The sequence below is a fragment of the Spiroplasma endosymbiont of Sarcophaga variegata genome (assembly GCF_965178695.1).
Taxonomy (GTDB): Bacteria; Bacillota_I; Bacilli_A; order Mycoplasmatales; family Mycoplasmataceae; genus Spiroplasma; species Spiroplasma poulsonii.
On sequence record NZ_CBCXVU010000002.1, the window covers coordinates 918,045 to 940,173 of the forward strand.

Below are 22,129 nucleotides of genomic sequence, written 5' to 3' on the forward strand. Positions count from 1 at the left end.
AAAGTTGGGAAGGTTAGGGTTTGCGGGAGCTAGTGCCCTCCTTTTTATTGCGGTTTGTAGTATAATTAATATGGTAATTTTTTTAACTAAGGGGTAAATAATATGAAATGAGATCCACAGCAAACTATTGAAATATTAAAGGAATATGTTTATAGTAAAAATCGAATTGATGAATATCGTAATCGAGTTGCCTTATCAAATTTACAATTGCCACCTTTTTATGTCAAAGAAAATAATAATCAGTCAATGTCATCGGTTGTTGTGCGTTTCATTAATGAAAAAGAAATTAAAAAAACATATGATAAGGAAACTTATCAATGAATTGTGACAAGTTTAGAAGAAACAATTTTAAATTCACTAAAAATGGCAGAAAATATTGTTGGTATTCATCGTCATGAAGATATTTATTTAGCATTATATGAAGATGATGGTGATTTAGATTATTTAATTGAAATTGCTAATTATATTAATACAACTGTTAAAATTATTAACTATACGTTATATGAAAAATATCAAACGGTAAAAGAAGTAAAAGTTGGAATTGGAATTGCAAATGATCCTTCCGAAGAAAAAATTTATGATTTAGAAGATAGTTTTTTAGTTCCCTTTGATGATCGCACAAAAGATAGTGTCAAGTTAGCAGAGATGTATGCAGCAGAAGTTATTATGTTTAATAACTTACCAGTTTGTACTGATGCATGAGTTTTTGTGAATTTAAATGATGAGAATCAGGAATTAATTCGAAAAAATTATCGCCAATATTTTAATACTAAAATGCCACACCAACGATTATTTACTGATTTAGTTGATCCTAAGATTGGACTAGAAATTGAACAGGGAACATTACAAGTTTCAGAATAAGTTAAAACAATGTTATTTAAAGTTGTTCTAGCTTATTCTTTTTTATTTGATATTTTTATTATTTGGGTATAATCATAGGTAGAAGGAAAAGAGGGCAAAAATATGAAAGCATTAATTTTTAAAGGAAAAAATAAAATTGAATGAACAGAAACAACGGAACCAGTTATTGTCGAACCGACAGATATTATTGTAAAAATTGAAGGGTTTACTTTTTCATGTGCCGATTATCGTCCTTATTTGGGCCAAGAAGATAGTGTTGCTCTAAATACAATTATGGGACACGAAGGGGTTGGTATTGTGACTGCTGTTGGTGTCAGTGTTATTAATCTTAGGGTTGGTGATCGTGTCGCAATTGGTTGTATTACGCATTGCAACATTTGCCAGTGGTGTCTTCGAAAAGCTTTTGCAAAATGTGTTAATGGTGGTTTTATTTTGGGAACAAAAATTAATGGAACGCATTCTGAATATGTTCGCATCCCATATGGTGACAATAGTGTAATCAAAATCTCTTCTACAATAAATTTAGCTGATGCATTAATGCTTAGTGATGTTTTACCAACGGCTTATGAGAATGTTATCAAAAAAGTTGATTTTCAAAATATTAATAATATTGCAATTATTGGTGATTGTCCAATCGGCCTTGCAGTTCTTTTGTTAATAAATAAATATCATAAAGAAGTTGATGTCTATGGTCATCATAGTCGAAAATTAGATTATTTTGAAAAACTTGGAGCACATAAGGGATATTATAGTACTAAAACTATTCTTAATATTAAATACGATTTAGTAATTGAATGTGTTGGGAATGATCGGGGAACCTTTGAACAAGCTCAACAAATGGTTAATTTTAATGGTACAATTATTACAATCGGTGTTTTTAATAAATCTGTTGTTTTTAATTTACAACAATTATGATACCAAAATATTACTGTTCACACTGGGATCTTAAATGTTTATACTCTTGATGAATTAGTTACAAAAATTGAAGCAAAGGAAATTTCACCAATGCAGTTAGTAACAAAAGCTTTTAATAAAAATCAAGTCTTACAAGGCTTATAAAGCTTTTATGGACAAAGATATATTTAAAGTTGTGGTGAAATTATAGTACGAAATAGAATAGGGTGAAGTTAAAAATGGGTTTTTTCCAAAGATTAAAAGCAAAGCGAGAAGAAAAAAAACAAGTTAAATTAGAAAAAGCATTACGTAAAACAAGATTAACTTTTTCAAATGATATTAAAAAATTAGCAAATAAATATAAAGAATATGATGATGAATATTTAGAAGATTTAGAAGCAATTTTGATTGCTAGTGATATGGGAATGAACATGGTTTTGCAAATTACCGATCAAATTCGAAAAAAAGTGCAAAAAGGATGAAGCATTGATGATACTAATGATTATTTGGTCGAAGTAATTATGGATTTATATAATGATCCCAAAAGTAAACAAAACCAATTAAATTTAAAAGATAACCGTTTAAATGTTATTTTAATGGTTGGTGTTAATGGGGCTGGAAAGACAACAACAATTGCCAAATTAGCTAAACAATTTCTTGACCAAGGGAAAACTGTTTTATTTGTTGCGGGCGATACGTTCCGAGCTGGAGCTGTTGAGCAATTAAACCAATGAGCAATGCGATTAAAAGTTAATATTGTCAAACCAGTTAAAGAAGGACAAGACCCCGCCAGCGTAATTTATGATGGTTTAATAAAAGCAAAAAACGAACAAGTTGATGTCGTTATAATTGATACGGCAGGGCGTTTACAAAATAAAGTCAATTTAATGAATGAATTAGATAAAATTAATCGCATTATTAAACGAGAAATTTCTGATGCTCCGCATGAAACATTATTAGTAATTGATGGGGTGACTGGTCAAAATGGGATTTCACAAGCAAAGAATTTTTCAGAAGTGACAAATGTGACCGGGATTGTCTTAACGAAAATGGATGGAACTGCTAAGGGTGGTGTTGTTTTAGAAATTAAAGATCAGTTAAATATTCCAGTTAAATTAATTGGTCTTGGTGAACAACCAGAAGATTTACAAGAGTTTGATATAGAACAATATATTTATAATTTGACAAAAGATTTATTTAATCATGATGAAGTGGATGAAGCATAATGAAAGATTTAGAAAAATCAAATGAATTAATTATTTTATATGATTTATATAATTCGTTATTAACACCTAAGCAAGTTGAGTATTTTGAATTATATTTTTTTGATGATTATTCTTTAAGTGAAATCGCTGGGCAAAAAAACGTTTCTCGTAATGCAGTTTATGATTCATTATTAAAAATTACAAACGCATTGCACAAATTTGAAAATAACCTACAATTAAGTTATACACAACAACAACGTGAAATTTTTTGTCAACAGTTTGATAAAATTGATGAATGTGTTCCATTAATAAAAAAATTAAAAGAAATTGATAATGATTAAGGAGAGGCTCGAATGAATATTTTAATGATTGGTGATATTTATGGTAAGACTGGTCGGATAGCAGTTAATAAGTATTTACCTTTACTAGTAAAAAAATACAACCTACATTTAGTTATTGCTAATGGTGAAAATACAACCCATGGGAAATCTATTTCAAAGCACCATTACAATGAATTAAAATCATATGGTATTAATATTATTACTTCTGGTAATCATATTTTTCGTAATCCTGAAGTATTAAATTATATTGAGGAAGTTAATGACTTATTGAAGCCAGCAAATATGAATTCATTTACGCCGGGGAACGGTACTGTTAAAATTAAAATTAATAATAAGAAAATCCGGATAACTAATTTAATGGGACGCAGTTTTATGGACCCAGTTGATAATCCCTATGCTGTTTTTGAAGAAATTCTGGTAAATGATGATAGTGATTTACATTTTGTTGATTTTCATGCAGAAGCTAGTGCTGAAAAATTAGCATTTGCTTGAAATTATGATGGCATAATTACTGGTTTTTTTGGAACACATACGCATGTGCAAACAGCAGATAACCGGTTATTACCACGAGGAACAGGATATATTACTGATGTTGGAATGTGTGGAAGTTATAATTCAATCATTGGGGCTAATCCCACTGAAATTATTATTAAAGAAAAAATGGGGTTACCATTACGATTTGAACCAGCAGAAAATGATGATCAATTAATTTTTTCTGCTGCGTTATTAGAAGTTGATGATAAGACAAATAAAGCAGTTAAAATTGAACGAATTTTAATTCGCCCGGAAAATGAAGCAGACTTTTTGAAATAAAAGAAGGAGAAGTTAAATGACTAGTTTTATTAAAACAGATCTTATTATTGTTATTTGTGCCATCGTAGGGATTTTTCTTTGCCGTTATTTGCTTTTTCGATTTTACCGTCTTTTTAATAAAAAAGCCAAACCAGGACAAATTCAACTACCAGAATATATTGAAAATAAACATTTTCTTACTGCTGATCAGTATGAATTAACAACATTGGGAACAGTTAATAAGGATAGTGAATATATTCTTTTGGCAGTGCATGACTTATATGGAGCGAAAGAGAATTTTATGGGATTAGTTAATAATGATGAGCTATTAAAAAACAAAATAAGTGTTATTACTTTTAACCAAAGAAATGTCAAGGATAATGTTTCAGCGCGCATCAAAAATGTTGGGGTTTTAGTTAACGACATTTTTGATGTCATTACGGCATTAAAAAATAAATACGAACAGCAAAAGATTATTTTGTTATTAGAAGGTTTTTCGATTAGTTTAATTGGTTTATTGTTAAAAAAGCAACCATTAGTTGAAAAGGTTATTTTAGTTAATCCAGTTACTAATCATAAAGGAATTCGTTTTTCAATTACTAGTAAAATTGGTATTGGTATTGGTTTTATTTTTAACTTAGATAAGTTACTTAAAATCCACATTGATTATCAAGTTTTAAGTCAAAATGAAATTTATAGTCAATTAATGTTGCAAAAAGAACAGACGTATTTTTTAAATCAAATTTTACAATTTAATTATTTAAATAAAAAACTTCTTAAACAACTTAATAAAATAAAACTAACCACTTTAATTGTTCAAGTAGAAAATGATAAATTTTATAATAATAAAAAAGTAAACTTAATTAACAATAAAATGATTAACATTGTCAAAGTTTCAGTAGCAAAGCACTATCTTTTTACTGATAAAAATATTGATCATAAAATTTTTACAGAAATTATTAATTTAAAACAAAATTAATTAATTTTTAAGTTATAATAAATATGTTGTCAAGTAACAACATAAAACTTATTTTGAAGTGGTTAGTACGCTAAACAATGATCCACTAGCAACCCTATATTTAATTAGAAGGTGCTTTTAGCAGGGCAAGATGATATGCTACCAATAAGATTTATTAGTTATTGAATAAAGTTAACTATTAATTTAAGTGTAAACATATTATTATTAATGCCACATTATTATGATGTGGTTTTATTTATGATTAAGGAGAAAAGGTATGAAGAAAGAGAAAATTTTATTTACTTCTGAATCAGTTTCAGAGGGACATCCTGATAAAATTTGTGATCAAATTTCTGATGCTGTTTTAGATACTTGTTTACGAGAAGACCCGTTTTCACGAGTTGCTTGTGAGTGTTTTGTTACAACGAACCGTGTTATTATTGGCGGTGAAATTACAACAAAAACAAACGTTGACTATGCAGCAGTAGCGCGAAAAGTGTTAAAAGAAATTGGTTATAATAATGCTGAATGAGGAATTGACTGAGAAACTTGCGAGATTGAAGTTTTAATTAAAACACAATCACCAGATATTTCCCAAGGGGTTGATAATTTTGGCGCTGGTGATCAAGGGATTATGTTTGGTTATGCGACAAACGAATCAGATAATTATATGCCATTAGCCATTTCGTTAGCCCATGCATTAGTTAAAAGAGCAAGTATTTTACGAAAAGAAGGAATTTTTCACGGAGCTCGTCCGGATATGAAATCACAAGTGACATTAGATTTAACAAATTCTAAAAATATTTTTATTGATACAATTTTAATGTCAATTCAATATGATGAAGATATTGATGAAAAGAAATTTAAAGGATTCGTTATTACTGAAATTATGGAACCAGTTGTGAAAGAATTTAAAATGAATTTAGATTTTAAAGTATTGATTAATCCAACTGGACGTTTTGTAATTGGAGGACCGAAGGGAGATGCTGGATTAACTGGTCGGAAAATTATTGTTGATACATATGGTGGTTATGCTCGCCATGGCGGGGGTGCTTTTTCTGGTAAGGATGGAACAAAAGTTGATCGTTCGGCGGCTTATATGGCACGCTATGTTGCCAAAAATATTGTTGCAGCAGGATTAACTGAACGTTGTGAGATTCAATTATCTTATGCAATTGGTGTTGCAGAACCAATTTCAATTTTTGTTGAAACCTTTGGAACAAATCTGGTTTCTAATGATGTAATTTTAACGGCTATTAAAGAGAACTTTGATTTTCAACCACAAGCAATGATTGCAAAATTAGAATTACAAAAGCCAATTTATCAACAAACAGCAACTTATGGTCATTTTGGTCGTTATCATAGTGAATTACCATGAGAGAAATTAGATAAAGTTCAAAGTTTAGTCAAATATCTGTTGGTTTCTTAAATTTTAGATATAATTAAAAGAAAGGAAATAAGGAGAAAGAACTAATGGAATATAAGTTAATTGCGCTTGATTTGGATGGAACAACAGCTCATCGAAATCAAATTTCAAAACAAAACATTGCTGCAATTAAATGAGCGTTAGCAAATGATATTAAAGTAATTATTGCCACTGGGCGTAGTATTGGAGTAATTCGAAAAGTGGCAAAAAAATTAGGAATTATTGAAAAACAAATGCCAGTGATTGGTTTTAATGGTGGAATTATTTATGATTTTGCTAAGGAAAAGATTATTCAACAAAATGCTTTTACAAATGAAGAATTAATTACTGTTTTTAATATTGCTAATGAATATCGTATTCAATTATGAGCTTATTCTGTTGCTAATGATCATTTAGCCTATGTTAATACTAACCATGGTTTTATGGTGAAATGAATGAGTATTCATACAAAACGAAAAAGAATTTTAGTTAAAAATAGTAATACTTTGCACGACCAAGCATATAAGTTTGTTGTTAGTGGTAAAAAGGAAGCTGTTTTAAAATTTAAAGCAAAAATTTTAGTGAAATACGAGTTTAATGTTTTTGATTCATCATATTTAACAAACCAGAGTTTAAATTTAGAAATTAGTCCAAAAAATAGTGATAAAAAAGATGCTTTAGAGTATTTGACAAAGATATATAATATTCAGCCTGCGGAAGTTATTGCCATGGGTGATGGTTCAAATGATTATGCAATGTTAAAATGAGCAGGTGTTGGAATTGCAATGGGAAATGCAACAGATGATATCAAGGGTATTTCTGATGATACAACAGCCCATTATCGTCGTTCCGGAGTTGCTAAAGCAATTGATAAGTATTTTAAAAAGTAAAAAATATCAAAAAAGTATTGATATTTTTTTTGTTTTCCCTATAATTAATGTGGTTGTAATTTTAAAACAAAAAGTTTAGTATAACTAAACACAATTACAAAAAGGATGTGTGCATATGTTACTGGGTGAGAAGATTAAGTTGTTACGTCAAAAAAACAATTTAACAATTGAAGAATTAGCTAATCGCTGTGAATTAACAAAAGGTTTTATTAGTCAACTTGAACGAGATATTTCTTCGCCTAGTATTGTAACACTTCAAAATATTTTAGAAGTGTTAGGCACCAACTTAGCAGATTTTTTTAAACAAGAAAAAAATAAAAAGTTTGTTTATCAAGCAGATGATCATTATGAAGTTAAACAAGATAATTATCGCATTGAGTGATTAGTTCCGAATGCACAAGCAAACGAATTAGAACCAATTTTAATTCAGATTAAACCACATTGTGAATCCGAACGGATTTTACCATTTGAAGGTGAAATTTTTGGATATGTTTTAAAGGGGACAGTAATGGTTTATTCTGGACCAAAAGCACAAAAAGCACAAGCAAAAGATAGTTTTTATTTATATGGGAACAACCAACATTATTTAAAAAATGAAACAGCTGACATCGTTGAAGTATTATGAATATCAACGCCACCAACATTTTAAGTTGCTAGAAAGGAAGAAAAAAATTGGAAAAAAATATTTTAGAGTTACGTAACATTTCAAAACAATATGATGGGAAAGTTGTTTTAAAAGGGATTAACTTAAACATTAAAGAAGGAGAATTTGTTACATTATTAGGTCCATCTGGATGTGGAAAAACAACAACATTAAGAATTATTGCTGGTTTTGAGCAACCAAATAGTGGTGAATTATTATTTTTAGGAAAAGATTATCTTAAAATTCCGGTTCATAAACGAGAGATTAATACTGTTTTTCAAAACTATGCTTTATTTCCCCATCTAACTGTTTTTGATAACATTGCTTATGGTTTGAAAATTAAACGAATTAAATATGATGTTTTGGAAGCAGAAGTTAAAAAATTTCTTTTTTTAGTCGGACTAGAAGGTTTTGAAGATAAGTCAGTTGAATTATTATCGGGGGGGCAACGTCAGCGCGTAGCTTTAGCGCGTGCCTTAATTAATAAACCAAAGGTTTTATTATTAGATGAACCAATGGCGGCGTTAGATGTAAAATTACGGAAAAAAATGCAAGCTGAACTAAAAGCTTTACAAGGGGAGATTGGTATTACGTTTATTTTAGTAACGCACGACCAAGAAGAAGCACTAACAATGTCTGATCGAATTATTGTAATGAATGATGGTGCAATCCAGCAAGTTGGAACCCCAACTGAAATTTATAATGAACCAGAAAATATTTGAACCGCACAATTTATTGGTGATTCAAATATTATTTCAAATGCTATTTTCTTAAAAGATAATTGTGTTCAATTTGATGGAAAGAAATTTGAATGTCTTGATCGTGGTTTTGGTGAAAAAGAGGATCAAATTGATATTATGATTCGCCCCGAAGATATTGATATTGTTCCAGTCGGAAAAGGATTTTTTACCGGTGTAGTAACTAGTGTTAATTTTAAAGGTGTTCATTGAGAAATTATTGTTAAATGTAAAGATCGCAAATACTTAATTCATTCAACTGATAAAGTTGAAGAATATGACACAGTTGATATTTCATGACATGTTGAAGATATTCATGTTATGTGAAAAGAGATTGATGATTAAGAGGAGGGTATAATGGCAAACAAAGAAAAACCACCAGGGAAAGTTAAAACTTGATTTAAAAAACAAACTAGTCGTGCTAAATCACGTAGACAACATTTTGCTGCTTGATGTCGAACAAAATATCTCAACATTTCTTATCAGGCAAAACAAAGTAAATGATTTAAACGAGGGTTAAATCCAATTTTATGACCATACATTATTATTATGATTTTATTAATTGTTGTTCCGTTACTAATTATTTTATTATATTCATTTATTCAACCAACCGGAAATAGTTTAGTTTTTGAAATTAATTTTAAAAATTTTGTAACTTTTTTATCAGAACGAAAATTTGTAATTGCATTGCTCTTAGCACTAGGTTATTCATTTATTGCGGCTTTAATTGCAATTGTAATTGCATATCCAGTTGCTTATGTAATGGCCTTTTGTAAGTCAAAACTATTATCAAAAAATATTTGAATTCTTGTAACTTTACCGATTTGAATTAATATGTTATTAAAAATTATTGGATTACAAACCTTATTTAATATTATTGCGCCAGGATTATTGGGGACCCCAATTTCAGTTGTAATTGGGGTGGTATATGCTTTTTTACCATTTGTGATTTTACCAATTTATAATAGTTTAGATAAAATTGATAAATCATTAATTGAAGCTTCAAAAGATTTGGGTGCAAATGGTTTTAAAACATTTTGAAAAGTTGTTTTTCGTCAATCAATTCCAGGAATCATTGCTGGAGGAACTTTATTGTTAGTTCAAGCAGCAACTTCTTTAATTATTGTTAAGTTTATGGGGAATGGTCGCATTAATTTAATTGTTGATGTAATTGAATCATATTTCTTTAAAGGCGAAAACTTTGGAATTGGAGCAGCAATCTCAGTTATTTTAGCAATTATTGTTTTTCTGATTATTGTATTATCAAACTTATTATCAAGATATTTTGAAACAAGAAAGGGGCGTCGTAATGAAAAGATTTCTTAAATCATCTTACATGGCATTAATCATATTGTTTATTTATGTTCCAATTATGATTCTAATTTTGTTCTCATTTAACATTGGGGAGAGTACGAGTATCTTTAATGGCTTTTCTGATCGTTGATATAAACAACTTGCTAATGAACAACCATTTCTACAAAGTATTATTGTTTCTGTTTTTACTGCCCTTATTGCAACAGTTATCTCGGTTATAATTGGAACATTAGCAGCGATTGGTTTAAGTCGTGCCCGTAAGATTACACAAAAAATGACATTATCAATTACTAATATTCCGTTAATTAATGCCGATATTATTACGGCGGTTTCGTTAATGATGTTATTTATTGCCCTGGGAGCTAACTTTGGAATGCTTACCTTAGTACTGGCCCATATTTCGTTTGATGTACCTTATGTAATTATTACTGTTTTACCAAGGTTACGAAAAGTTGATCCAAAATTACTTGAAGCATCATTAGATTTAGGAGCAAAACCATCACAAACCTTACGTAAAATTATTTTACCAATTTTAAAACCAGCAATTATCGCTGCTGCTGCAATTGCTTTTGCAATGAGTTTCGATGATTTCATTATTTCATATTTCACCGGGGGTGATGATGTTAACGTTGCAACATTTATTTACACAATGAAACGAATCAAACCATTCATTAATGCATTTGGAACAATTTGTATTGCAATTATTGCTTTTGTTATTATTGGTTGAAATGGTTGAAATATTTATAAAATTAATTACAATCGTTTACGCCGCGAAATGTTAAAAGGAACATATAAAGATAAAGACATTATGTGTTATGAAATGAAATTAGCATTGCTTTATCATCAACTTAATACTAAAAAATTTCAAAGTGAAAACCAAAAAGAACGTTTACGTTGAAAAATTATTAAATTAGAAAAAAAATATGAAAAAACCTTAGTATGAATTAAAAATAAAAAACAAACTTTTATTGAACGCCAAGAAACTAAAGAGAACATTAACAAAATGTCACGAAAAAAATTTCGTTGATTTTCACGGAGTTGAAAACCATTATTATTAGCAGTCATTTCAGTTGGTTCCGTTGGATTATTAACGGGGGTTTATATTAGTAATAACATTTATGATTTGGCCGTTGCCAATTGAGGTGGTTATATTACTTCTGATTTAATTAGTAATTTTGAGAAAAAATATAATGTTAAAGTTAAATATAGTGTTTATGATAGCAATGAAACATTGTACAATAAATTATATACAACGCATTATGATGTTATGGTTCCAAGTGATTATATGGTCAATAAATTAGCCCAAGAAGGGCGCTTAGAAGAAATTGATTATCAAAAACTAAATGATGTTGATAAAAGTTTTAATATTATTAAACCTAATCCAACATATAATGAAAATAATTCAGGTAAATGAACAATTGGTAATCAGTATTTTAATGATTTAAATATTTATATTACTGCAGTAAAAGAAATTAATCCAGATTTTTATCAAAACTGTGTTGTTTCAACTATTGACCCAACACAATCAAAGTGTTTTGATAAAACATATGCGGCATCATTAAATAATGGTTTGTTAAATATCTTAAATGAAAATAAAATTAAAGGGACTGATAAGTTGGCAGGGCAACCTAATGCTGATGTTAAAACAATTGTAAATTATAGTTTACCATACTTTTGAGGAGAAGTTTCATTAGTTATTAATCCAACAAAAAGTAACTTAGATTTTTTACAAGATATTTTTGCTAAAGCAAATACTAACTTACCAGCACCAGCAAAAGGAAAATTTGGTTATCAACGTGAACAATGAGATCCTGCAACAAATCGTGATCAAATTGCTATTAATGAAGTAACCCACAATAATATTTATTCAAATGGTATTTCATGAGATATTCTTTGGCAAGCAGCAGCAGCTAAAAAACGAGTTTTAGTAAATAATGATCCACGAAATTTATTTATGCTAGCAAATGAAAAAAATTATTTTAGACCAATTCCAAAAACACAAAGCCAAGTTGATGTTGATTATAATCAATTAACAACATTATTAAAAAACAATAATGTTGCTTTGATGAATGATGAATTACTTAATGCTGTTGGTGATGGAAACTTTGATTTTGCATTTATGTATAATGGTGATGCGATTTATGCTGACACATTATTTGCAAATAGTAGAAAAGAAGCCAGCGGTACAAAATTAATTATTACTCGTCCCCGTGCAACAACCCAGTGAATATCACAAACAACTGAAGGAACTAATATTTGAAGTGATAATATGGTATTAGCAAAAGATGCTAAACACAAAGATTTAGCTTATAAGTTTATGAATTATGTTGTTCAAAATGCAACAGCAATAACAGAAGAAGCAAATTATACTTCACCTTATCAACAAGTTATGGATTATGAAAATAATTACAACTATTATAGTAATGGCCATGATCCCGAATCAGGAACAATGGTTAACTATCGTCGTGATTATGTACAGGTGGCAAGATTTGATGAGACGCTTCAACAGTATATTGCTAAACCACAAATTTCCGACGGTCCATTTATGTTGACTGACTTAGATACTTATCTTTTAGATAAATATAATATTTTAATTGCTGGGAAGAATTAGAGATGTATCATCTCTTTTTTTCTTGCAAGGAAAATGAAAAGACAATGATTATATCATAAGTTGAAAGCGGGTGGTTTTTGTTAAAAAGAAGGGATATTTTATTTTTACAATATTATTTGGTATTTTAGTTACTTTAATTTATTTTTTATTTTCTTGACGAATAAATGTTAATAATTTTGTAGAAAAAGACCTCCGAAAATATGATTACAAAATAATTTTTACAAATAAATATAATTTACCATTAGCACAACCAAAAGTAATTCCAACTCCTGTTTGAATTTCTGCGGAAATGGTTGGTTGAACAATTGAAACAATTTTATTAAATTATCAGTTTGATTTTAATGTTTTTGCTCCAATTCATAAAAATATTTTGCAAAAAAAATATCAGCAAATATCAACAATTGGACTAATTCCAACAGCACAGTATATTAAATGATATCAACGGCAATTATTAACAAAACAACTTTTAAAACAAGTTTTAATTCCAAATTTTCTGCAATCAAAAGTTATCAAAATTTTGCAAGATAAAGTAAATTCTTCTAAGATTATCATTACTAAATTACAACAATATTTAAGTGGTAGTTATTTAAAATATTTTAATATTATTAGGTTGTTTTGTGTTTTTTAATCTAAAACAGATGTATTGTTTTTTTAAAAAAGCAGATTTTATTTTACTTGTAGGAATAATTCTTTCTAATTATTTACTTTTGATAAATAGTTATTATGCTATTTTAGTTATTTTTATTTTAGGTTTTGTTTTAATTTGACAACAACGAAGAATTCATTTATTAATATTAATTTTAGCGATTATTGTGTCAGCAATTTTATCTTATTATTTAAAGCAACCAAATTTTTATCACAATCAAATTGTTACTGGGCAGATTCAAAAGAGGGGGTAGGTTATTATTATTTGCAAATTGGTTGAAAACAATATTTTTCTTTAATTTTGTCGAAAACTCTTGATATTTATAAAATATACCTAAAATTAGGTATATTTTTAATATATGGAGGTAAATAAATGATGAAAAAAATAATTACAGAATTAATAAATAGCTTAACAGATGATCAATTTTTAGAATTTTATGAAAAAATAAAACAACAAGCAGACTTAATTAAAAAACAAAAACGTTTAAATGAAATTGATCAAAAATTTAGAGATAAAGGCATTATATGTCCTAATTGCAAATCTTTTCATTGTGTTAAAAATGGTCATAATTCCGAAGGAAAACAAAAATATTTATGTAAAAAATGTCGTGCTAGTTTTGATGCATTTCGTCATCATTTTACTTATTGAAGTCATTTAAATTATGAACAGTGAAATTTATTAATTCAAATTTCATTGTTAGGACAATCTAGTAAAATAATTTCTCGTTTTATTAAAACAACCCCAAAAACCGCTTGATATAATCGACAAAAATTAATGCAATCAAAACAATTAGAAAATACACAGTTAAAATTTAAAAAATTAAATGGTCAAATCCAAATGGATGAAACATTTATTAAAGAAATTCATAAAGGCAATTTTAAAGATAAATTTGATAAACGAAAAACTCATCTCGATCCATTTTCAACTGATACCAAATGCTGTATTCAAATGGCGGTTGATAGCAATAATAATATTTTTGTTCAATCCACCAATACCAAAAGATTACAAAAACAATGGATTATTGAAAATATGAATAAGCAACTAATTAAAGAAAAATCAATAATTATTTCTGATATGCAACCACTATATTTATTAGTAGCAAAACAAACAAATTCTACTCTATATTCCACCAAAACTAGTACAAACCCTGATACTAGTTATCAAAAGTTAAATAAGATTAGTAAATTACAATCCAGTCTTAAAGAAGCCTTAATTCATTATCATGGTTTGGGTTTCACTAATATTCAAAATTATTTAAAGCTCTGAAAATGAAAATACCAACACAAAGGTTTAACACCAAACCAACAATCAACGGTATTATATTTTAACGTTTAAAAAATTTAAAGCAAAATCATAATCTTACACAAAATTAGTTTTCAAATTGTCATATTGATGATTTTTTTTATTTCATCAAGAGTTTTCGACAAAATTAAAGATATTTTTTGAAAACAACGCTTAATTTTGAGGTGCATAATCAAGTTCGTTTACAAGGATATTATTCGGCAATTATCTCATCATCTAATATTTATGAATTAAATCGCCACGCTTGATTAAATGCGAACAATATTTTTTATCAATTTAACTTAACAAAAATAATAGAAGTTAAAACAGGAACTAGTATTCTTGCCAAAATAACAAATTTCTTTAATAATTATGATGATTTAACAAAGGATACAATTTATTTAATTTTGTTTGGTCAGAAAGCAAAAACAACACTTAATTTGTATAATGATTTTGTCAAAATAGGGGTCATTCATTTATTAATTGTTTCGGGATATCATATTAATATTTTATTTTGTTTTTTAGATAAATTATTTCAGCGAATTTTTCGAAAAAAAATTTATTATTATTTCATTTATGGTTTCTTACTTTTTTATTTATATCTTTTAAATTACTCTTTTGCAAGCGTTAAAGCTGTTATTTTATTAACCCTTTCATTGTTTAACACTCATTTTTTACAAAAAAAATTATCGTTGCACAAAATATGAGGATTAAATGTTTTCTTAGTATTATTATTTTTTCCGTATAGTTTTTTATCAAGTAGTTTCTGGTATAGTTTTACAGTAACATTATTTATTTTTACTTTTCAAACAAGGACAAAGCACTTTACTTTTTATCAAAAATTATTTTATTATAATTTTATGATTTTTGTTGTATTACTTGGTTGGACAATGTATTTTAATTATCATTTAAATTTTTCTAGTATGTTGTTTAATTTGTTATTAACACCAATTTTAGTGTTAATTTATTTCCTTTCATTTCTAATTATTTGCTTACCACCTTGTTATTTTGTTTACCAATATTTTTATTTGTTATTAAGGAACTATGTTATTCTTTGTACAAAAATTAATTTAGTATGAAATATTGGTGTTGTTAATATTGGTTATATTGTTTTATATTATCTTATTTTATTAAGTGTTATTAATAGTATTGGGTTATGAAAAAAGATCCTTGCTTTTGGGTTAATACTTTTTTTACTTTGTAGTAGTTTTCAAAATACTTTGTTTAATGCTAATTATTCTATGACAATGCTAAATGTTGGTAATGGTCAAACAATTGTTTTTCAAGATAACCGAACTTTAAGAACTGTTCTGTATGATGCCGGTGTGGGTAGGGGTCGGTCAAAACAATTAGTAAGTAATTATTTACGATGAGCAGGAGTTAATTGAGTTGATGCTGTTTTTATTTCACATCAATATGATGATCACTATAATAATTTATTAGGAGTGCAAAATTATTTTTTAGTTAAACAAATTATTTATAATAATACTAAGTTAACAAGGATTAGATTTGGAGAAATGAAATTTACGGTTTTACATCGGTGGATTAATGACTCTGATGAAAATAATAATAGTTTAGTTGTTTTAGTTAAAATTAATAATACTAAAATTTTATTAACAGGAGATATTACTCAAAAAATTGAACTTAATTTATTAGAACAAGATTTGACAACAGTTACTTTATTGCAAGTTGCTCATCGTGGCTCGGTGACAAGTTCTAATCTACTTTTTTTGCAAAGAATAAAACCAATGTTTTGTTTTATTTCTGGTGAAAAAACAAAACAACAAAAGTATCCTGATGCAACAGTTTTACAAAATTTGCAAGCTGTTAATTGCCAAATTTATTTTACTGGTGGTAAAAGAAATCTTCAGTTTCATATTATTGATAAAAAAACAGTTCTCAAATTATTTTAAGTTAACATTTTAATTATTTGTTTTTATGATAAGATTACTTTAACATAGTTTTTAGCACAGTTTAAAGGAGTTTTAAAGATGTTTTTAATATATGGGGAAGATGCTTTTTTAATTAAAATGCAAAAAAATAAAATTCTAAAGAAAATTAATCCAGATAATGAATATGATTTGCAAGAGTATAGTTATTTAGAAGATTTTCTTTTAACAATTTTAAATGATGCTAATACAATACCATTATTTTCTGAAAAAAGAATTATCATTATTAATGATAGTTACTTTATTACCGAAGAAAAAATTAAAACAAAAGTTGATAATAAAGAATATTTAACCCATTTAATGGAATATTTGTTAACTCCCAATCCAAGTACTTTCATTATTTTTATTTGCCCAGTAAATAATATTAGTAATCGTTTAAAAATAACAAAAAAAATGTTGGAATTAACTAGTGTTTTAAAAGCAACTAATTTATCATACAATGAATTAACAAAATTTATTGATAATTATATTGTTAAAAATAACGGAACAATTAAGCAAAATTTAATTAATAAAATTGTTGAATATTTACCAAATAATTTATATATTATTAAAAATGAACTAAAAAAATTACTTTTAATTGATAAAGTGATAGCTGATGATTTAATTGAAAATAATATGACAAAATATTTGGATACGGATATTTTTAAATTGGTTGATGACCTATTAAAAAATGATTTAAATAATTTTCTAATTAATTATCATTATTTGCAAGAACGGGGATTAAGTAGTATTGCTTTGTTAGCTTTAATTACTAATAGTGTTATTTTTACAAGAGATATTATTGTATTATCTGCTTTAAAGAAAACACCATCCCAAATTGCTGAAATTCTACAAATTCATCCTTTTCGGGTTAAAAAAATTGCTGAACATATGCATAATTTTAGTATCAAAAAAGCAAATAATATTATTAAGGAATTATTTTGAATTGATTATAATATAAAAAAGGGTATAATAAGGAAAGAAATTAGTAGTGATTTGTATTTAATTAAATTATTTGATATAAATTAAACTATAGCAAAGAAAGACGAGGGAAACAAATGAAAGAAAATAAATTATATGCTCATATAGTTTATACATTATACAATACATTTAATGATGACAATATAAAGGCACAAGTAATCGTTAATCCAGAGTTTAAAAAATTAGTAATTCAGCAAATTTGTAACCTATTGACATTAGAAAAAGAATTTAATGCAAATTTAAATGATAATAAGTTTACTCTTTCATTTGCACAAGTCTTAGCCGATATTACCAATGAATCAGAAACAATTGAAAAAGTTGACGGGGCTACTTTTAACTCGTTAGATGAAGAATATGTTGAATTTGTACAATATATTGTTCAAAATTTTGAAGTTGAAAAAAGTTATATTACGAGAGAAAATGTGATTACAAATGAATTAATTGATGCAACAGCTGATTTTACTGATAAAAAAGCAGTTGAAAATGCACAAGATAAATTAAAAATTAAAACTAACAAAGAAGAATTAGATGAATTACGGGACAAAACAGGACCAACAATTGCTGGTGCGGGTGCTGCTATGGGTGGGATGGGACCTAACTTTCCTGATCCAAATAATTTTGATATGTCGCAGATGATGCAACAAATGGCTAATATGCCAGTTCCACCGCGATTGGATCCCCGTTTTTACTTTTATACTTCAAAACCAAAATATATGCCGCTTTTGAAAAAAATTGTTGCTGGTGTTGTAATTCTAGCGTCGGTTTTATTAGTAATTCTATGATTTTTAACTTCTTATTTAAATATCCGCTTAGATACAAAAGTAATTGTTTATACAATTCCGGGAACAAAATTATCGATTATTGTTGGTGGAGGAGCAGATTCTGCCTTACATAATGTGAATAATAATTTTAGTAAAGAAGCATTTGCTTTTGGTTCGCAGTATAACTTCTCATTAATGTTGTCCGCTGGTTTACAAACATTTTCTGGGATTCTATCAATCTTACCGGGAATTTTCTTGGGCTATGAGTTATTGGGGAAAAAACGTTTTAAACGAGATAACTATGTTGTTCGTTTTTGACCAGTTGTGTTGTCAATTGTGATTTTATTATATTCTGCGTTATCATTAATTCAAGTTTTACTACCAAATATGGTTGAGAAATATCTTAATAAAATCTCAGTTCCTAACAATGGAGTAATTATTAAAAACGACCCCGGATTAGACATTACTGGTGGGTTATTATTGCCAGATTCTGATTTGGCTGAAACAATTAAAAGTTTAATAAATGAAGTGTATAATAATACAACTTATCAAGTTTTACGAATTTTTACAATTATTTCAATGATTATTGGTCTAATTGCTGGAATTATGGTTGTTATTTTAGCTGTTTTAGCACCTAAAGTAGATCGCAATAAATTGATTCGTGCTAATACAGAATATCAAAAAGCAGTGACAGCAATGATGAGTGGTCAAAAATACGAAATGGACCCAACGCTGTTTGATGATGAATTTAAAGATGACAATGTTTTTGAAAAAGATGACTCATATCGTAAGAAAGATAATTAAAATAAAAAGTTTTCATAAATTAATTATGAAAACTTTTTATTTTAATACTGTTGTCTATTTTGAAAAAGGATGCGTAATTAATTTGCTTTAAGCATTAATTTACTTTTAACACGAGCAGCTTTATTAGCATGATAAATTCCTTTAGTAACTGCTTTATCAACTAAACTAATTGCTGTGCTAACTAGTTCTGTTGCATTTGCATCATTTGCATTGATTGCAAATTCTGCTTTTTTAATTGCAGTTTTTATTGAAGATTTAAAAGATTTATTTGCTAAATTAGCTTTTGCATTTGTTGCAACTCTTTTCATTTGTGATTTAATATTAGCCATGTTAGGTCTCCTTTCATTTTTTAAGACACAAAGGAATTATAGCAAATAGATAAAAAGGTGTAAAGAAAAGTAGTACTTTTTCTCGATAATTTATAACTTTTTTTCTTGATTATATGTATAATAAAGGTAATAGGAGCTACGGGCATGGGTTATTATTATCAACATAAGTTAGGATTTTCTTTTCATGGTTTACAACGCGGATTCGGGAACGAATTCCACTTTTTAAGAATGAAAATGATTGAATCATTAAAGATAAAATTATTAAAATGATTGACAACTCTTCTGATCGGATTGAAACAAGGAGTAATTTATATATTAAATTAGATGATTTAGAGGGTAATTTGTATGTTGCTGTTGAAAAACAACAGCGTTTAATTGTTACTGTAACACCAATGAGTCCAAAAAAATTACTTGATGTAATTACCCAAAATTAGGGTCTAAGTGTTTTCGTGGGGAAGATGTGTTATAGTTAAAATATAGGCAAAGGAGAAAAGAAACTATGAAAGTGATTATAGGGAACGATCATACTGGTGTTGAGATGAAAAACGCAATTGTTAAATATTTAACAGATCAAAAACATCAAGTTATTAATTTAGGGACAAATAGTGATGCGGCAGTGGATTATCCAGACTTGGGTCAAGCAGTTGGTGAAAAAGTGATGCAAGAAAAAGATAGTCTTGGCATTGTCATTTGTGGAACGGGAATTGGAATTTCAATTGCAGCCAACAAAGTAAAAGGAGTAAGAGCGGCGTTGTCCAATGAAACAAATTTAACTAAATTAGCACGTGAACACAATAATGCAAATGTTTTGGCATTAGGGGCCCGTGTTATTGCTATTCAAAATGCAATTTGAATTGTTGAAACATTTTTAAATACTAGTTTTGATGCGGGACGTCATGCGTTACGTGTTGATAAACTTAATAAACTGTAATTATTGTTATGAATAATTGAGATAGTTTAATTTTGTATCCCTTTTTAACAATATTAGTAATGATTGCTTATGTTATTGGTTTGGTTAAAAAAGGAGCAAAATCTTTTTGGCAATGAGTTTTTATTGTTCAACATTTTTGTTTTTGATTAGCATTATCATGTACATTAACTTTAAACTATAATTTTATTATTTTTGATTTTGCAAAAAACATTACTTCAATTGCAATTTTATTTGCCGTTAGTACTTCGTTTTATGCTGCCATCTTTTTTATTCCAGGAGCATGAATTACTGTTTTGGTTCGTAGCCGGAAACTATGATTGTGGATTTCATATGGGTTAATGCTTTTTGGAATTTTATTAGTTTTAATTTTGCCATATAATTGAGTGGCAATGATTATTTGTACCATTGCGTTTGGATTTGGTGTTTCAACCAATTCAATATGATATTTAAGTTTTAATGAAGTTTATTTATATCGAACTAATCCGTTTTTAACAATTGCTTTAAACTTACCAGTTGTATTTTTAGCTAATATGGCAGGAGCAAATTTTTTAATGTTTGTAAAAAATTTTAATCAAAATCCTTTAACATTACATTATGTTATTTTTGGAACTATTTTTGGTTTGTTAATATTTGCGATGATCTTTTGTTTTTATTTGCCAGAAATTAAGAGTAATATTGGTGCATTTCAGCCACCAGTATTAAAACAACTTCCGCTGTTTTCATAATGAAAAGTTGTTATTATTTTTGTTTTGTTATTTTTTGTCGCAATATTAAGAGAAATAAGTCAAGGTGATTTTTAAACTTATTATTAGCTCAAGAAGCTTGGGTTAAGTACCATAACAAAATAATTGTCGAACAATATCTTCATTCTGTGCAAGAAATTTGGTGAATTGCACAAATTGTTGATGCCGCATTAATATATCATTTTTTTGTTAAAAAGGTTGGAATTAAAAATTCACTAATATTAGCATTTGCTATTTGAGGAGTATATTTCATTTTAGCCGCAACAATTTCAGTGCCAGAAGTTTTGTTGGGATTGCAAGTTTTAAATGGTTTTGCTTTAGGAGTATTATTTGGGGTTTTGTTTTCCTTAGCAATTATGTGGAATTATCGGATTCGAAACCGACCGGTAACTGGTTGTTTTTCGGCACTAAATTCTTTGATGACTTTTTTAGTTCAGTTTTTAATTCGTGTTTTTGCTGACAATCATTTTGGTATTTTTAATAATTTAGCGATAAATTGAAATTTACCATTTGTTGAAAACGATGCATTTTTAAAAACACTAAAAACTGTTATTTTATTTTTATATTTAGGGTGTGCACTTAGTTGTTTTGGATTAATTATTCTTGTTTATTTTACTGCTAAATTTATTAGTGGTGAGTATTATTATCCAAAACAAGCGGAAGTAAAATTAGCGGAATTAGTAGGAATGGTTGTTCCAGAACGGGTTGATCAAAAAATTGTCTTACAAGAATATTTACAAACAAAAAAAGAAGTTACATAATAACTTCCACTGTTTTAATGTCAGGCATTTCTTGTTTAACAATTTGTTCAACGCCATCTTTAATTGTTGAATCAATTAATCCGCAGCCAACACATGCCCCAGCTAATCGAACATAAACAACATTATCTTTAACTTCGACAAATTCAATGTCCCCACCATCTTGGTTAATATAGGGGCGAAGATTATCGATAATATCTTTTGCTTGACTTGTTTGTGTCATTTTATCACCTTCATTATTTATTATATCATTATTATTTTCTAATAAAAGATTGTTTAATTCATTATGGATAAGTATATAGTATAAGTAAGGATT

Annotated in this window: 23 protein-coding genes; 21 read left to right on the forward strand and 2 right to left on the reverse strand. The window is 27.8% G+C overall.

Features of this window, described 5'->3' with window-relative positions; translation table 4 throughout:
- The first annotated feature begins 102 nt into the window (after window positions 1-102).
- From ACOBME_RS06555 to ACOBME_RS06635, 17 genes are all read left to right on the forward strand, one after another.
- Window positions 103-861 carry a hypothetical protein gene (locus ACOBME_RS06555; RefSeq protein WP_338965033.1) on the forward strand — a complete coding sequence of 253 codons (759 nt, stop codon included), beginning with the start codon at window positions 103-105 and terminating at the stop codon, window positions 859-861.
- A 102-nt stretch (window positions 862-963) separates the two neighbouring features.
- Entirely contained in the window at window positions 964-1,920 is a 957-nt protein-coding gene (locus ACOBME_RS06560) for an alcohol dehydrogenase catalytic domain-containing protein (RefSeq protein ID WP_338965035.1), read from the forward strand.
- Window positions 1,921-1,994: 74 nt separating this feature from the next.
- Window positions 1,995-2,981 (forward strand): signal recognition particle-docking protein FtsY, encoded by a 987-nt coding sequence (gene ftsY, locus ACOBME_RS06565; RefSeq protein WP_338965037.1) that lies wholly within the window; start codon window positions 1,995-1,997, stop codon window positions 2,979-2,981.
- Window positions 2,981-3,301: a YlxM family DNA-binding protein gene (gene ylxM, locus ACOBME_RS06570; RefSeq protein WP_338965040.1), complete on the forward strand. Its 321-nt coding sequence runs from the start codon at window positions 2,981-2,983 to the stop codon at window positions 3,299-3,301. The genes ftsY and ylxM overlap by 1 nt, the downstream gene beginning before the upstream one ends.
- 12 nt (window positions 3,302-3,313) lie before the next feature.
- Entirely contained in the window at window positions 3,314-4,114 is an 801-nt protein-coding gene (locus ACOBME_RS06575; RefSeq protein ID WP_419334729.1) for a TIGR00282 family metallophosphoesterase, read from the forward strand.
- A 16-nt stretch (window positions 4,115-4,130) separates the two neighbouring features.
- On the forward strand, window positions 4,131-5,072 hold the full coding sequence (locus ACOBME_RS06580) for a hypothetical protein (RefSeq protein ID WP_419334731.1): 942 nt from the start codon (window positions 4,131-4,133) through the stop codon (window positions 5,070-5,072).
- Between the two features lie 256 nt (window positions 5,073-5,328).
- Window positions 5,329-6,480, forward strand: a complete 1,152-nt coding sequence (metK, locus tag ACOBME_RS06585; RefSeq protein ID WP_338965049.1) for a methionine adenosyltransferase — start codon at window positions 5,329-5,331, stop codon at window positions 6,478-6,480.
- 44 nt (window positions 6,481-6,524) lie between these two features.
- A complete protein-coding gene (locus tag ACOBME_RS06590) occupies window positions 6,525-7,346 on the forward strand; it encodes an HAD family hydrolase (protein WP_338965051.1) in 822 nt (273 codons plus the stop codon).
- Window positions 7,347-7,461: 115 nt separating this feature from the next.
- Window positions 7,462-7,995: a helix-turn-helix domain-containing protein gene (locus ACOBME_RS06595; RefSeq protein ID WP_338965052.1), complete on the forward strand. Its 534-nt coding sequence runs from the start codon at window positions 7,462-7,464 to the stop codon at window positions 7,993-7,995.
- Between the two features lie 23 nt (window positions 7,996-8,018).
- Complete coding sequence (gene potA / locus ACOBME_RS06600; RefSeq protein WP_338965053.1) at window positions 8,019-9,071, forward strand: spermidine/putrescine ABC transporter ATP-binding protein; 1,053 nt, start codon at window positions 8,019-8,021, stop codon at window positions 9,069-9,071.
- Window positions 9,072-9,083: 12 nt separating this feature from the next.
- Window positions 9,084-10,052, forward strand: coding sequence for a spermidine/putrescine ABC transporter permease (gene potB, locus ACOBME_RS06605; protein WP_338965055.1), 969 nt, complete (start codon window positions 9,084-9,086; stop codon window positions 10,050-10,052).
- On the forward strand, window positions 10,036-12,651 hold the full coding sequence (locus tag ACOBME_RS06610) for an ABC transporter permease subunit (protein ID WP_419334735.1): 2,616 nt from the start codon (window positions 10,036-10,038) through the stop codon (window positions 12,649-12,651). Before potB ends, ACOBME_RS06610 begins: the two co-directional genes overlap by 17 nt.
- A 70-nt stretch (window positions 12,652-12,721) precedes the next feature.
- Entirely contained in the window at window positions 12,722-13,279 is a 558-nt protein-coding gene (locus tag ACOBME_RS06615; RefSeq protein ID WP_338965058.1) for a hypothetical protein, read from the forward strand.
- Window positions 13,280-13,669: 390 nt separating this feature from the next.
- The gene (locus tag ACOBME_RS06620; RefSeq protein WP_338963247.1) at window positions 13,670-14,632 is read left to right on the forward strand and encodes an IS1/IS1595 family N-terminal zinc-binding domain-containing protein; all 963 of its coding nucleotides are present in this window, start codon (window positions 13,670-13,672) and stop codon (window positions 14,630-14,632) included.
- Window positions 14,633-14,763: 131 nt separating this feature from the next.
- Window positions 14,764-16,491: a ComEC/Rec2 family competence protein gene (locus tag ACOBME_RS06625; protein WP_419334737.1), complete on the forward strand. Its 1,728-nt coding sequence runs from the start codon at window positions 14,764-14,766 to the stop codon at window positions 16,489-16,491.
- Between the two features lie 78 nt (window positions 16,492-16,569).
- Window positions 16,570-17,535 (forward strand): DNA polymerase III subunit delta, encoded by a 966-nt coding sequence (gene holA, locus ACOBME_RS06630; RefSeq protein ID WP_338965065.1) that lies wholly within the window; start codon window positions 16,570-16,572, stop codon window positions 17,533-17,535.
- Window positions 17,536-17,564: 29 nt separating this feature from the next.
- A complete protein-coding gene (locus ACOBME_RS06635) occupies window positions 17,565-19,052 on the forward strand; it encodes a hypothetical protein (RefSeq protein WP_338965068.1) in 1,488 nt (495 codons plus the stop codon).
- 77 nt (window positions 19,053-19,129) lie between these two features.
- Here ACOBME_RS06635 and rpsT read toward each other — a convergent pair whose 3' ends face one another.
- A complete protein-coding gene (rpsT, locus tag ACOBME_RS06640) occupies window positions 19,130-19,381 on the reverse strand; it encodes a 30S ribosomal protein S20 (RefSeq protein WP_338965070.1) in 252 nt (83 codons plus the stop codon).
- 266 nt (window positions 19,382-19,647) lie between these two features.
- On the opposite strand from rpsT, the gene ACOBME_RS06645 reads away from it, so the two are divergent.
- The 4 genes from ACOBME_RS06645 to ACOBME_RS06660 all read left to right on the forward strand — a co-directional run bounded on the left by ACOBME_RS06645 (window position 19,648) and on the right by ACOBME_RS06660 (window position 21,816).
- The gene (locus ACOBME_RS06645) at window positions 19,648-19,815 is read left to right on the forward strand and encodes a hypothetical protein (RefSeq protein WP_338965072.1); all 168 of its coding nucleotides are present in this window, start codon (window positions 19,648-19,650) and stop codon (window positions 19,813-19,815) included.
- A gap of 65 nt (window positions 19,816-19,880) precedes the next feature.
- A complete protein-coding gene (gene rpiB, locus ACOBME_RS06650) occupies window positions 19,881-20,312 on the forward strand; it encodes a ribose 5-phosphate isomerase B (protein ID WP_338965075.1) in 432 nt (143 codons plus the stop codon).
- An 8-nt stretch (window positions 20,313-20,320) separates the two neighbouring features.
- Window positions 20,321-21,037 (forward strand): hypothetical protein, encoded by a 717-nt coding sequence (locus ACOBME_RS06655; protein WP_338965078.1) that lies wholly within the window; start codon window positions 20,321-20,323, stop codon window positions 21,035-21,037.
- Window positions 21,038-21,183: 146 nt separating this feature from the next.
- Entirely contained in the window at window positions 21,184-21,816 is a 633-nt protein-coding gene (locus ACOBME_RS06660; RefSeq protein ID WP_338965080.1) for a hypothetical protein, read from the forward strand.
- Here the strand turns inward: ACOBME_RS06660 and ACOBME_RS06665 are convergent.
- Window positions 21,809-22,036, reverse strand: coding sequence for a NifU family protein (locus ACOBME_RS06665; protein WP_338965083.1), 228 nt, complete (start codon window positions 22,034-22,036; stop codon window positions 21,809-21,811). The two genes, ACOBME_RS06660 and ACOBME_RS06665, sit on opposite strands and share 8 nt — an antisense overlap.
- Window positions 22,037-22,129 lie beyond the last annotated feature (93 nt).